This is a genomic window from Pseudomonas urmiensis (assembly GCF_014268815.2).
GTDB lineage: Bacteria > Pseudomonadota > Gammaproteobacteria > Pseudomonadales > Pseudomonadaceae > Aquipseudomonas > Aquipseudomonas urmiensis.
The window spans coordinates 3,495,763-3,508,912 of record NZ_JABWRE020000001.1 but is presented as its reverse complement, the minus strand read 5'-3'; the positions used below and the strand labels follow the sequence as shown (position 1 = coordinate 3,508,912).

General features: G+C 63.9%; 9 protein-coding genes. 8 read left to right on the top strand and 1 reads right to left on the bottom strand.

Going from position 1 to position 13,150, the window contains the following annotated elements:
* The first annotated feature begins 142 nt into the window (after positions 1 to 142).
* The 8 genes from HU737_RS15825 to HU737_RS15790 all read left to right on the top strand — a co-directional run bounded on the left by HU737_RS15825 (position 143) and on the right by HU737_RS15790 (position 10,968).
* The gene (locus HU737_RS15825; RefSeq protein WP_186554693.1) at positions 143 to 4,171 is read left to right on the top strand and encodes a bifunctional nitrate reductase/sulfite reductase flavoprotein subunit alpha; all 4,029 of its coding nucleotides are present in this window, start codon (positions 143 to 145) and stop codon (positions 4,169 to 4,171) included.
* Between the two features lie 386 nt (positions 4,172 to 4,557).
* Positions 4,558 to 7,110 carry a nitrite reductase large subunit NirB gene (nirB, locus tag HU737_RS15820; protein ID WP_186554694.1) on the top strand — a complete coding sequence of 851 codons (2,553 nt, stop codon included), beginning with the start codon at positions 4,558 to 4,560 and terminating at the stop codon, positions 7,108 to 7,110.
* Complete coding sequence (nirD, locus tag HU737_RS15815; RefSeq protein ID WP_186554695.1) at positions 7,110 to 7,472, top strand: nitrite reductase small subunit NirD; 363 nt, start codon at positions 7,110 to 7,112, stop codon at positions 7,470 to 7,472. The genes nirB and nirD overlap by 1 nt, the downstream gene beginning before the upstream one ends.
* A gap of 45 nt (positions 7,473 to 7,517) precedes the next feature.
* Positions 7,518 to 8,450 carry a pca operon transcription factor PcaQ gene (gene pcaQ, locus HU737_RS15810; RefSeq protein ID WP_186554696.1) on the top strand — a complete coding sequence of 311 codons (933 nt, stop codon included), beginning with the start codon at positions 7,518 to 7,520 and terminating at the stop codon, positions 8,448 to 8,450.
* Between the two features lie 255 nt (positions 8,451 to 8,705).
* Positions 8,706 to 9,449, top strand: a complete 744-nt coding sequence (gene bamJ / locus HU737_RS15805) for a BamJ family beta-barrel-assembly machinery protein (protein ID WP_186554697.1) — start codon at positions 8,706 to 8,708, stop codon at positions 9,447 to 9,449.
* A 268-nt stretch (positions 9,450 to 9,717) separates the two neighbouring features.
* On the top strand, positions 9,718 to 10,158 hold the full coding sequence (locus tag HU737_RS15800; protein ID WP_186554698.1) for a YkvA family protein: 441 nt from the start codon (positions 9,718 to 9,720) through the stop codon (positions 10,156 to 10,158).
* A 100-nt stretch (positions 10,159 to 10,258) separates the two neighbouring features.
* The gene (locus HU737_RS15795) at positions 10,259 to 10,603 is read left to right on the top strand and encodes a helix-turn-helix domain-containing protein (protein WP_186554699.1); all 345 of its coding nucleotides are present in this window, start codon (positions 10,259 to 10,261) and stop codon (positions 10,601 to 10,603) included.
* A complete protein-coding gene (locus tag HU737_RS15790; protein ID WP_186554700.1) occupies positions 10,600 to 10,968 on the top strand; it encodes a hypothetical protein in 369 nt (122 codons plus the stop codon). The genes HU737_RS15795 and HU737_RS15790 overlap by 4 nt, the downstream gene beginning before the upstream one ends.
* Positions 10,969 to 11,068: 100 nt before the next feature.
* Here the strand turns inward: HU737_RS15790 and HU737_RS15785 are convergent, their stop codons facing one another.
* Entirely contained in the window at positions 11,069 to 13,150 is a 2,082-nt protein-coding gene (locus HU737_RS15785; RefSeq protein WP_186554701.1) for a carboxy terminal-processing peptidase, read from the bottom strand.

Sequence of the window (13,150 nt, the reverse complement as noted above, 5' to 3'; positions counted from 1 at the left end):
CAGGATTTGCTCAATCCCCTGTACCCGGGTCGTCAATGCCGATGGCCCACCTCTTTTCACGACAAAGGCGCCGTGTTGCCCCGCTTGCTTAGGCAAGCCCAGGGCAGCCGGCGCCTTTTTCGTTTTTGCCGGGAGAAGCCCGATGGCCACTAGCCAAGTGCGCAGCGTTTGCCCTTATTGCGGGGTAGGGTGCGGCATCGTCATGTCGGTGGAAAATGGCCAGGTGCAGAAGATCGCGGGCGATAAACAGCACCCCGCCAACTTTGGTCGCCTGTGCACCAAAGGCCTGACCGCGCACCTGCCGCTAACCGCCGCTGGGCGCATGGCCAATGCCTACGTCCGTCAGCAGCGCGCCCAGCAGCCGGTGCGCAGCAGCTTGGACGCGGCGATCGAGCAGGCCGCCGCGCGCCTGCGCGCAATCATCGACGAGCATGGCCCGGATGCCGTGGCGCTGTATGTCTCCGGGCAGATGTCGCTGGAGGCGCAATACCTGGGCAACAAACTGGCCAAGGGCTTTATCCGCACCCGCCATATCGAGTCCAACTCGCGCCTGTGCATGGCCAGTGCCGCCAGCGGCTATAAACAATCGTTGGGCGCCGACGGGCCGCCCGGCAGCTATGAGGATTTCGAGCAGGCGGACGTGTTTCTGGTGATCGGCGCGAACATGGCCGATTGTCACCCGATCCTGTTCCTGCGCCTGCTCGACCGGCTCAAGGCCGGGGCCAAGCTGATCGTCGTCGACCCGCGGCGCAGTGCCACGGCCGACAAGGCCGAACTGTTCCTGCAACTGCGCCCCGGCAGCGACCTGGCGCTGCTCAATGGCCTGCTGTACCTGTTGCACCAGAACGGCCACACCGATGCCGAGTTCATCGCTCGCCACACCGAAGGCTGGAGCGATCTGCCGAGCTTTCTTGAGGACTATCAACCCGAGCGCGTGGCGGCCCTGACCGGGTTGTCCGAGGCTGACATCCGCCAGGCCGCACAGTTGATTGGCAGCGCCAACAACTGGATGAGCTGCTGGACCATGGGCCTGAACCAGAGCATCCATGGCACTTGGCACAGCAATGCACTGTGCAACCTGCACCTGGCAACGGGCGCCATCTGCCGCCCCGGTAGCGGGCCGATGTCGTTGACCGGTCAGCCCAATGCCATGGGCGGGCGCGAGATGGGCTACATGGGCCCGGGCCTGCCGGGCCAGCGCTCGGCGTTAGTGGCCGCAGACCGGGCGTTTGTCGAGGCGCAGTGGCAACTGCCCGCTGGCAGCCTGCGCAGTGAAGATGGCGAAGGCACGGTGGCGCTGTTCGAGCAGATGAAGGCGGGCGAGGTGAAGGCCTGTTGGATCATCTGCAGCAACCCGGTGGCCAGCGTCGCCAACCGCCAGCAGGTGATCGACGGCCTAGGCCAGGCGCAGTTGGTGATCAGCCAGGATGCTTTTCTCGATACCGAGACCAACCGCTACGCCGACATTCTCCTGCCTGCGGCGCTGTGGGCCGAAGGCGAGGGGGTGATGATCAACAGCGAGCGCAACCTGACCCTGATGCCGCGCGCCGTCGACGCCCCAGGTGAAAGCCAGGAAGACTGGCGGATCATCGCCCGCATCGCCGGCGCCATGGGCTACGCGGACGCATTCGATTACGCCGATGCCGAGGCGGTGTACGACGAGATCCGCCGCTTCTACAACCCCGCCACGGGGTATGACCTGCGCGGTATCGGTTATGCCGACCTGCGCCAGCGCCCACGGCAATGGCCCAGCGCACCCGGTCGCGAAGACCACCGCAGCCCGCTGCGCTACCTCAATGACGGCAGCAGCCAGCAGTTGCTGCGCGACGCGCAGGGTCTGCAACCGGCGCTGGCATTCCCCACCGCCAGCGGCAAGGCGCGTTTCTTTGCCCGGCCGTGGTTGCCGGCCGCCGAGCTACCGGACGATGACTACCCCTTCGTGCTCAACACCGGCCGTGTACAGCATCAGTGGCACACCCTGACCAAGACCGGCAAGGTCGCGAGCCTGAACAAACTCGAGCCGGGTCCCTTCGTCGAGATCAACCCCGAGGACGCCCGGCGCCTGGGGATCGCCGAGCACGATCAAGTTGCGATCCGCTCGCGCCGTGGCCAGGCGCTGTTGCCTGCGCGCGTCACTGACCGGGTCATGGTCGGCGCTTGCTTTGCGCCGTTTCACTGGAACGACCTGTACGGCGAGCAATTGGCGATCAATGCCGTGACCTCTGATGCGCTCGACCCGACCTCACTGCAACCGGCCTACAAGCACTGCGCCGTGGCCCTCGAACGGGTCAGCGGTGCACGCATCGATGCCGTGGACTTGACCACTGCCGCCCCTTCGGAGCCTGCCAGCATGCCGCTAACCACCCTCAACCGTCTGCTCGGCCTGGACAACCTGCCAGCGCCGGCCTTGGCCGAGGATGAGCGCCATTATCTGCAAGGTTTTTTGCTCGGCCTGGGCCAAGCGCGGCCGCAAGGAGTGCCAAGCCTGCCCGCCACGGCACCGCTGGCGCCGGCCCGGCGCCTGTTTGTCGATGGCTTGCTGGCCGGGCTGTTCGTCCAGCCCCAGACGCTGCCGAGCGCCTTGCCCGAAACCGCCCCGCACCGGGTGCTGTGGGCGTCGCAGACGGGTAACGGCGAGGCCCTGGCCGATCGTTGCGCGCAGCGCTTGCGTGCCGCCGGGCTTGCCGTGGAGCTCAGTTGCATGGAAGCGGTCACGCCCAGCCAACTGCAAGGCGCCGCCAGTGTGCTGTTGATCGCCAGCACCTTTGGCGATGGCGAGGCGCCCGATAGCGGCGCGGCGTTCTGGCAAGCCTTGCAGGGCGAGCAGGCCATTGATTGCGCTGAACTGCCCTACGCGGTGCTGGCCCTGGGCGATTCGAGCTATGGCCAATTCTGTGGCTTCGGGCGCAAGCTCGATGAGCGCCTGGCGCAACTGGGTGCGCGCCGGCTGCTGGCGCGGGTCGATTGCGAACCGGATTTCGACCAGGCCTTTGCCGCTTGGCTCGACGCGCTGTTGGCCGAGCTGGGCAGTACCGCGCTGCTGCCAGCGGCCATCGAGCCTGAGCCACTGGCCGCCTATGGCAAGCGCCAGCCTTGGTCGGCACAGTTGCTGGAGAACCGCCTGCTCAATGGCCCCGGTGCGAGCAAGGAAACTCGGCAGCTGGTGTTCGACCTGGCTGGCAGCGGCTTTACCTATCAGGCCGGAGACGCCCTTGGCGTGTGGCCGCGCAATTGTCCGCAGTTGGTCGAAGAACTGCTGGCCTTGATCAAGCTCGACGCCAGCACCACGGTCGAGTTGCAGGGGCACCCCGCCATGTCATTGGCGAGCGCTCTGCAGCAGCATCTGGAGATCGCTCGGGTCACCTCCCAGCAGCTACACGTGTTCAGTGAAACCGCCGCTGATTTGCATCGTTTGCTACAGCCTGAACACAGCGCCGAGCTCAAGGACTGGTTGTGGGGGCGGCAGTTGGTCGATGTGCTGCGCGAGTTTCCCCAGCAACTGCCGTTGGCCACCTGGCTTGAGCTGCTCAAGCCATTGCAACCGCGCCTGTATTCGATCAGCTCAAGCCCCAGGGCCCACCCTGAGCAGGTTCACCTGACCGTGTCGACGGTGCGCTATGGGCAGCGCAAGGGTGTGTGCTCGGCGTTTCTTGCCGATCGCGCCGAAGCGCTCAAGGTGGCGATCTTCCCCCAGGTCTCCAGGCATTTTCGCCTGCCCGAGGATGACGCGGTGCCGATCATCATGGTCGGTCCGGGCACCGGTATTGCGCCGTTCCGGGCTTTTCTGCAAGAGCGCCAGGCCAGGGGCGCGAGCGGCGGTAACTGGTTGTTCTTCGGTGAACAGCACCAGGCCTGCGACTTCTATTACCGCGACGAGCTGCTGGCTTGGCAAGCCAGCGGCCACTTGCGCTTGGATACGGCGTTTTCCCGTGATCAGGCAGAGAAGATCTACGTTCAACAGCGCATGCGCGAGCAAGGCGCCGAGCTCTGGCGTTGGCTACAGCAGGGGGCCTATTTCTATGTCTGTGGCGATGCCCTGCACATGGCCAAGGATGTCGATGCGGCGTTGCGCCAGATCGTGGCCGAGCAGGGCGACATGAGCGCCGAGGCGGCGGCTGCCTATGTCGAGGCGTTGAGCAAGGACAAGCGCTACCGCCGCGATGTGTACTGACATGCCCCATGATGGGGAGTGATGCACTTTGGCTGTGCGATTTTTCGCAGATAGAGGTTGCCCGTACCGGCCTCTTCGCGGGCGAGCCCGCTCCCACAGGGGCCGGGTCGATTACAGGGGCTGCGGCTTGCAGGGCCATGTGGGAGCGGGCTTGCCGCGAAGAGGCCAGTACTGGCAACGCAAGAAGAATGCTCCCTGCACAGTCAGCACATCAAATTGGCACACTCCCTGCTTTTACTCTTGTACAACACGCCCCGCTGATCAACGGCGATCACTCAGGGGCCTCACACTGATGAGAACAGGCAAAGGCGCCTGGAGCTTCGGCTCCAGGCGTTTTTTTTGTCTTTACGGCGGCCAACCCCGCCAACCGTGATCGAGGATCGGCTATGAAGGCAACAGCGAGCGGCGAACATCTACAGCGACTGGTCATCGTCGGCAACGGCATGGTCGGTCACCACTGCGTCGAGCAACTGGTCGAGCGTGGCGCCTTGGCCCGTTTCGAGGTGCGGGTGTTCGGCGAAGAGCGCCAGCGCGCCTACGACCGGGTGCATCTGTCGGAGTACTTCGCCGGCAGCGATGCTGAAACCTTGGCCATGTGCCCCAGCGATTTCTACACAGGCCACGGGGTGCACCTGCACCTGGGCGAAGCGGTGGTGGACATCGACCGCGAGCGCTGCGAGGTGGTCACCGCCGAGGGCCGTTATGGTTATGACCAACTGATCCTGGCTACCGGTTCCTACCCGTTCGTGCCACCCATCGAGGGCTCCAGCGGCACTGCGCGCCTGGTCTATCGCACTTTGGATGACCTCGACGCTATCCGTGCTGCAGCCGCTGACGCCCGTCGCGGGGTGGTGGTCGGTGGCGGCTTGCTCGGCCTGGAAGCGGCCAACGCGCTGAAATCTCTTGGCTTGGAAGCGCACGTGGTGGAGTTCGCCCCGCGCCTGATGCCGGTGCAACTGGACGGCGAGGGCGGCGCGGCGCTCAAGGCGCAGATCGAAGCCCTCGGCGTTGGCGTGCACCTATCGCGTGCCACCCAGTCGATCAGTGCCGGCGAAGCCTACCGCTACCGGATGAATTTCGACGGTGGCGAGTTCCTCGAAACTGACCTGATCGTGTTCTCCGCCGGTATTCGCCCGCAAGATGCCCTGGGCCGCAGCTGCGGCCTGGACATCGCCCCGCGCGGTGGGGTGGTGATCGACAACGACTGCCGCACCAGCGACTCGCAGATCTTCGCCATCGGTGAGTGCGCCTCGTGGAATGGCAGCGTGTTCGGCCTGGTCGCGCCGGGCTACAGCATGGCGCGCAACCTGGCTGCGCGGTTACTCGGGGAGGCCAGCAGCCCGTTCACCGGCGCCGACATGTCGACCAAGCTCAAGTTGCTCGGCGTCGATGTCGGCTCGATCGGCGATGCCCACGGTGCCACGCCCGGCTCGCGCAGCTATCGCTTCATCGACGAAGCCAATGCGGCCTACCGCCGCCTGGTGGTCGATGCCAGCGGCAAGCATGTGCTCGGTGCGGTACTGGTCGGCGACAACAGCTACTACGACACCCTGCTGCAGTACTGCCAGAACGGCATCGCCCTACCCGCCGACCCGGCCGCGCTGATCCTGCCGCAAGGCGCTGGCGCACCCGCCTTGGGCGCCGATGCGCTGCCCGACAGCGCGACCATCTGCTCGTGCCACAACGTCAGCAAAGGCGCGGTCTGCGCCGCCATCGACAGCGGCTGCGCGGACCTTGCCGCAGTCAAGAGTTGCACCAAGGCCGCCAGCGGCTGCGGCGGCTGCGCGGCATTGCTCAAGCAGGTGTTCGAACACGAACTCAGCGCCCGCGGCGTTACTGTCGACAAGAGCCTTTGCGAGCACTTTGCCTACACCCGCCAGGAGCTCTATGGCCTGGTTCGGGTCGAGGGCATCCGCACGTTCAATGAGCTGCTCGAACGCCACGGCAAGGGTCATGTCGGTTGCGACATCTGCAAGCCAGCGGTGGGTTCGATCCTCGCCTCATGCTGGAACCAGCCGATCATGGACCCGGCCCTGGTACCGCTGCAGGACACCAACGACACCTTCATGGCCAACATGCAGAAAAACGGCACCTACTCGGTGGTGCCGCGCATCCCAGGTGGCGAGATCACCCCGGACAAACTGATCGTGATTGGTCAGGTGGCGAAAAAATACGACCTCTACACCAAGATCACCGGCGGCCAGCGCATCGACCTGTTCGGCGCCCAGTTGCACGAGCTGCCGCTGATCTGGGGCGAGCTGATCGAGGCCGGCTTCGAAACCGGGCATGCCTACGGCAAGTCGACCCGCACGGTGAAATCCTGCGTCGGCAGCACCTGGTGCCGCTACGGCGTACAGGACAGCGTCGGCATGGCCCTGCGCCTGGAAGATCGCTACAAAGGCCTGCGTTCGCCGCACAAGCTCAAGTTCGCGGTGTCTGGCTGCACCCGCGAATGCGCCGAAGCGCAGAGCAAGGACATTGGCGTGATCGCCACCGACAAGGGCTGGAACCTCTATGTGTGCGGCAACGGCGGCATGCGCCCGCGCCACGCCGAACTGTTCGCCACCGACCTGGACGACGACGCGCTGATCCGCACCATCGACCGCGTGCTGATGTTCTACATCCGCACCGCCGACAAGCTGCAGCGCACCTCGGTCTGGCGCGAGAGCCTGGAGGGCGGCCTGGATTACCTCAAGGCGGTGATCCTCGACGACAGCCTGCAACTGGGCGCCGAGCTCGAAGCGCAGATGCAGCATGTGGTCGACCAGTATGAGTGCGAGTGGGCCAACGCCCTGAACGATCCCGAGAAACTCAAGCGCTTCCGTACCTTCGTCAATGACCGGCGCGCCGACCCGGACGTGCACTTCGTCCGCGAACGCGAACAACGCCGACCTGCTAGCGCGCTGCACCTGATCCCCACTGTCGAGGAGGCTGTCTGATGAACCTGTCCAATGCTGCTGTTGCGCAACACGCCCACTGGCAGGCGGTGTGCCAGGTGCAGGACCTGGTCGCCGATTCTGGCGTAGTGGTGTGGCTCGAAGGCGAGCAGGTCGCGCTGTTCTACCTGCCCAATCAAGAGCAGGCGTTGTACGCCATCGACAATCGCGACCCGCGCTCGGGGGCGAACATCATCGGCCGCGGCTTGATCGGCAGCATCGGCGGCGAGCTGATGGTCGCCGCGCCGTTGTACAAGCAGCACTTCAGCCTGCACAGCGGGCGCTGCCTTGAGGATCCGCAGCAGGCGCTGCGGGTGTGGCCAGTAAGGATGCGCGGCGACGCTGTGGAGCTGGCGATGCTATAAGATGGCGCATCGACGCTATCGCGGCAGCGGCCGCCCCCCCAAGGCATGAATCTCGACACGCGTATCAAGTATCGCCATCTTCTGTGCTTCCTGGAGATTGCCCGCCAGGGCAGTCTGGCCAAGGCGGCTGGGGTATTGGCGATCAGCCAGCCGGCTATTTCCAAGACCCTCAAGGAGCTTGAAGAGCTACTTGAAACGCGCCTGTTCGAGCGCACCCGCCAGGGCGTCGAGCTGACCCCGGCCGGGACCCGTTTCATGCGCTACGCCGGGCCCAGCGTGCAGGCGTTGCGCGACGGCGTGAGCACGCTGCGTGGCGAGGCGCGAGCGCCTTCGCAGGTGCGCATTGGGGTGCTTTCGACTGTCGAAGGGCTGTTGATGCCGGAGGTGCTGTGCCGCTTGCACCAGCGTCATCAGGATCTGGTGATCAGCGTGGTCACAGGCGTCAGCGCGCAGTTGCTGGGCCAGCTGCATGTGGGTGAGCTGGAACTGGTGGTCGGGCGCATGACTGATAGCCCGCAGATCCAGGGGTTGTCATTCGAGCATTTGTACAGCGAGTCGATGAGCCTGGTGGTGCGCCCTGGGCATCCGCTGCTGGCGCGCCAGCCAGTGGAGCGCGGGCGGGTAGGGGACTATCCGCTGGTGCTGCCGCCGGCGGGCACGACCATTCGCCAGCATGCTGACAGCCTGTTCGTGCAATGTGGCATCCAGCTGCCGGCGCAGCGCCTGGAGACGCTGTCGCTGGCGTTGAGCCGGCGCTATCTGTTGGGCAGCGATGCGGTGTGGGTCGCGCCGCGCGATGCAGTGCTGATCGACCTGGGCAGTGGCGAGCTGGTTGAGCTGGACCTCGGCGTGCAGGAGCCGGGTGGCTCGGTGGGGATCTGTCGCAATGCAGCGTTACCGCAGAGCCTGCCGGCGCAGTGGATGTGCGAGGTGTTACGCGAGGTGGCAGGGCAGTATCGGGAGGGGGTTTATCCTTGAGCTTGCCGGGCATGTCAGCGGCTTCTCTAGTGCCCTGTCACCTGCACTTCGAAATAAATAGCCACAAAAACCCGGCAAACCGAGCCTATCCCGTCAATACTGGCCATTGGCTGCAAGCCTGGGATGAACAACCTTTCACCCACTGAACTTCCAGCCCGCAACCCGCTCTTATGCCGGTAGCCATTGGTAACGGCCGCCTGATAAGCTCGCGGCTTTACCCTGATTGCCCTTATGGCGCATGAACAAGGAACTAGCATGAAACAACATCGTTTGGCGGCTGCGGTTGCCCTGGTAAGCCTGGTTCTGGCGGGCTGCGATGCCCAGACCAGCAGCGTAGAGCTGAAAACCCCGGCACAGAAAGCCTCCTACGGTATCGGCCTGAACATGGGCAAGAGCCTGGCTCAGGAAGGCATGGAAGACCTTGATTCCAAAGCAGTAGCCCTCGGTATCGAGGATGCGGTCAGCAAGAAAGAACAACGCATCAAGGACGAAGAGCTGGTCGAGGCCTTCACCGCCCTGCAAAAGCGTGCTGAAGAGCGCCTGACCAAGGCCAGCGAAGAAGCCGCTTCCGCTGGCAAGAAGTTCCTGGAAGAAAACGCCAAGAAGCAAGGCGTGGTTACCACTGCCTCCGGCCTGCAGTACGAAGTGGTGAAAAAGGCCGATGGCCCGCAGCCTAAGCCGACCGATGTGGTCACCGTCCACTACGAAGGCAAGCTGATCGATGGCAAGGTGTTCGACAGCTCGGTCGAGCGCGGCAGCCCGATCGACCTGCCTGTCAGCGGCGTGATCCCAGGTTGGGTCGAAGGCCTGCAACTGATGCACGTCGGTGAGAAGTACAAACTGTACATTCCGGCTGAACTGGCCTACGGCGCGCAGAGCCCAAGCCCGCTGATCCCGGCTAACTCGGTACTGGTGTTCGATCTGGAACTGATCGCCATCAAAGACCCGAGCAAGCTCGAAGGCGAAGCGCCGGACGCTGCCGAAGCGCCAGCCAAGTAAGCCTCGGCTGAATGCACAACGCCCCGCCTGCCGGGGCGTTGTCGTATCTGTGGGGCAGGCAAGACGAACCTTGCGGGCGCCGGGCTGTCCGAAAAAGGACTGGCGTTGCGGTTGCCGCAAAACGTTTGCGAAGATGAAACAACTGTGTAAAAAACGCCCGATCTGAGCCAGACCCTTGCCCACTGGGCGCCCGGCGTCGGAAACTGTGCCCTGTTCACAAGGTTATCCACAATAAATGTGGATAACCTTCTGCCGATCTGGAGGCCTCATGAGCGCACCCTGGAATTTCGCCCGTTTCCTGCCCCTGGCCGAGCGTCTGCTCAGCCGTGGTCGGTTGCCGGCTTTGCTGTTCGCCGTTGCCCGTAAAGGGCCCAGGCTTGGCCAGTTGCGCGAAGACGTGCGGCTGATGCAGGCGCTGTGCCTGGCATGGTGGCGGGGTGAGTACCGCGCGGTCAGCCCCAAGGCGCTGGTCACCGTCGTGGCCGGCCTGTTGTATTTCGTTAGCCCATTGGACGCGATTCCCGACTGGCTGCTGGGCGTCGGGTTTCTCGATGACATTGCCGTGCTGGGTTGGGTGCTCAAGACCGTGGCCGATGAGCTGGGCCGCTTCAAAGCCTGGCGTGACAGCCAGGCCCCGGAGCGTCTGCGCGTGGTCGAGCGCCTGCCAGACACCCCTGAAGCGCTACGCCTAGAGCGCCGCACGCCCTGATTTGCACCTGAACTGCACAGACTCCCGCGCTTGGTAATATAATTGGCATAAGGATTATGCCTACGGATTACATGGAGTAATCCTACGTAAGGGGATTGTGATGGAAATTCAGGTCATCAGCCGGGACGGTCAGCCCGAATATGCCGTTGTTCCCTGGGAGCACTACCAGGCACTGCTCAAGGCGGCTGGTCACGCGCCTGCCACCGCCAAGGTCGAAGCAGGCCAGGCAGATACTCCTGCGCCAAGGGTAACCTTGCTCGACCTGAGTGAGCTGGCGCAGTTACGCCAGGCCAAGGGCCTGGCTGCCGAACAACTGGCGCGTACGGTGGGCATTAGCCCGGCGTACCTGGCCATGATCGAAGCAGGCGAGCGCCGGCCTGATGCGGCGATCTTGCGCAGTCTGGCCTGGCACCTGGGTATCGCCGGCTGGAGCGAGCCATCATGAGCCAGGTGAGGATCAGCCGTCAGCAGTGGCAAAGCCTGCTCGATGAACTTGATCTAGCCCGACGCCAGCGTCATCTGCTTACCTACCGCGCCTTGCTCGAGCGTCTGCAGTTGCCCACCCCGGCGATGCAGACGCTGACCGCTGCCCTGGAATACCTGGCGCGTCTCGATGCCCAAGCCGAGCAGCCGCTGCGCAGCTCGCTGGTGATCAGCCAGGGCGCCAGCCGCCTGCCACGCACCGGCTTCTTCGAATGTGTCGAACGCCTGGGGCGGTTTTCCGGGCCGGTGGATGGCATGGAGGCGGCGTCCTGGCATGCATCGGAAGTGGTGCGGGTCTTCGAGTACCGCTATCCCGAAGAGGCCTGAGCCAGGCGCTGTTACAAGCCGTACATAAGCCAGAAGGGCCGAACGTTCACACGTTCGGCCCTTCTGGTTTGTGTCACACGCTTGAGCGGCTGCTCGGCACTTAGTGCTTGGCCACCTGCGAGTTCAGGCTCAGGTAGTCGAGCAGGATGCGTCCAGTCTCGGACAGGTAGGCGTCATCTTCCGGCTTGGTGTCTTCATCCTCGACCGGCAGGGCGTCCTCGTCTTCCTTCTTCAGCTCCTTGAGCGGCTCTTCGCCCTTGGCCTTGCGACGAATGTTCTCCAGGGCCAGTTGCTTGGCTTCGATCTCATCGTGGCGAGCGCGGCGCTCCTGCTCATTGAGGCTGACGGTCTTTTCGTTCATCAGCTTCTGGGTCAGGGCCAGGCGGTCTCGGATGTAGGCGAACTCGGCGTCCTTGGCGCTGCGCGCGTCATGGCGTGCCTTGAGCTCAGCCAGGAACGGCTTGAACGGATCGGCAGCCGGTCTGATCACCGGGCGGATGGTGTCCCACGGCATCGCCTCGGGCAGGGCGCTCTCGCCAATTTCCTTGGTGTCGATGATCGACGGGTAGTCGATGTCCGGCAGTACGCCCTGGTGCTGGGTGCTCTGCCCGGAGACCCGGTAGAACTTGGCCAGGGTCAGCTTCAGTTCGCCATGGTTGAGCGGCTGGATGGTTTGCACCGTGCCTTTGCCGAAGGTCTGGCCACCGATGATCAGCGCGCGGTGATAGTCCTGCATGGCACCGGCGAAGATCTCCGAGGCCGAGGCCGACAGGCGGTTGACCAGCAGCGCCAGCGGGCCTTTGTAGAAGGCGCCGGTGTTCTCATCTTCCAGCACATCGACGCGGCCATCGGCGTTGCGCACCAGCACGGTCGGGCCTTTGTCGATGAACAGGCTGGTCAGCTCGGTGGCTTCCTGCAGCGAGCCGCCGCCGTTGTTGCGCAGGTCGATGACCACGCCATCGACTTTCTCTTTCTGCAGCTCGGTGAGCAGCTTCTTGACGTCGCGGGTGGTGCTCTTGTACTCCGGATCGCCGGCACGGTAGGCCTTGAAGTCCAGGTAGAAGGCTGGGATCTCGATGATCCCCAGCTTGTAGTCACGCCCGTCCTGCTTGAGCTTGAGCACCGATTTTTTCGCGGCCTGCTCTTCAAGCTTGACCGCTTCGCGGGTGATCGAGACCACTTTGCTGGTCTGGTCGTTCGGCGCATTGCTGGCCGGGATGACCTCCAGGCGCACCACCGAGCCTTTCGGGCCACGGATCAGCTTGACCACTTCATCCAGGCGCCAGCCGACCACGTCGACCATTTCCTTGTTGCCCTGGGCGACGCCGATGATCTTGTCAGCCGGGGCCACCTGCTTGGTCTTGGCTGCCGGGCCTGCCGGCACCAGGCGCACGATCTTGACCTGGTCGTTGTCGCTTTGCAGCACCGCACCGATGCCTTCGAGCGACAGGCTCATGTTGATGTCGAAGTTTTCCGCGTTGTCTGGCGACAGGTAGTTGGTGTGCGGATCGTAGGACTGGGCGAAGGTGTTGATATAGGCCTGGAAGATGTCTTCGGCACGGGTCTGGTTCAAGCGCGCCAGTTGGTTCTTGTAGCGCTTGGTCAGGGTTTCCTGGATCTGCTTGGGATCCTTGCCGGCAATCTTCTGGCGCAGCACTTCGTCCTTGACGCGTTTGCGCCACAGGTCGTCGAGCTCGGCCTCATTCTTCAGCCACGGGGCGTCCTTGCGGTCGACCAGCAAGGATTCCTTGGCAGTGAAGTCGATCTTGTCGACGCCTTTGTTCAGCTCGACCAGGGCGAAGTCCAGACGCGATTTGACCCGATTGAGGTAGCGCTTGTAGATGGTGAAACCCGGGTCGAGATTGCCGGCCTTGAGGAAGTCGTCGAACTGGTTCTTCCACTTGTCGAATTCGGCGATGTCGGACGCGGTGAAGTAGCTGCGCGAAGGGTCGAGCAGCTTGATGTAGCTGTCGTAGATGATCACCGAGCGGGCATCATCGAGCGGCGGCTTGCTGTAATGATGGCGCTTGAGCAGCTCCACCACGTTGAGGCTGGCAACAACCTCGTCTCGATCTGGCTGCAGGCTTTCCCACTTGTTGGCGGCCGCCGCATTGCCGCCGAGCGTCAGACTGCCGACGCCGATGAGCAGGGCGAGGGCGGTGCTGGGCAGGAAATGCTTCAT

Bases quoted from the DNA above. Each gene is read 5' to 3' on its own strand.
- pcaQ (WP_186554696.1), top strand. From the start codon at position 7,518: ATGAATCTCGACACGCGTATCAAGTATCGCCATCTTCTGTGCTTCCTG.
- HU737_RS15795 (WP_186554699.1), top strand. From the start codon at position 10,259: ATGGAAATTCAGGTCATCAGCCGGGACGGTCAGCCCGAATATGCCGTT.
- HU737_RS15825 (WP_186554693.1), top strand. From the start codon at position 143: ATGGCCACTAGCCAAGTGCGCAGCGTTTGCCCTTATTGCGGGGTAGGG.
- nirB (WP_186554694.1), top strand. From the start codon at position 4,558: ATGAAGGCAACAGCGAGCGGCGAACATCTACAGCGACTGGTCATCGTC.
- HU737_RS15800 (WP_186554698.1), top strand. From the start codon at position 9,718: ATGAGCGCACCCTGGAATTTCGCCCGTTTCCTGCCCCTGGCCGAGCGT.
- nirD (WP_186554695.1), top strand. From the start codon at position 7,110: ATGAACCTGTCCAATGCTGCTGTTGCGCAACACGCCCACTGGCAGGCG.
- bamJ (WP_186554697.1), top strand. From the start codon at position 8,706: ATGAAACAACATCGTTTGGCGGCTGCGGTTGCCCTGGTAAGCCTGGTT.
- HU737_RS15790 (WP_186554700.1), top strand. From the start codon at position 10,600: ATGAGCCAGGTGAGGATCAGCCGTCAGCAGTGGCAAAGCCTGCTCGAT.
- HU737_RS15785 (WP_186554701.1), bottom strand. From the start codon at position 13,150: ATGAAGCATTTCCTGCCCAGCACCGCCCTCGCCCTGCTCATCGGCGTC.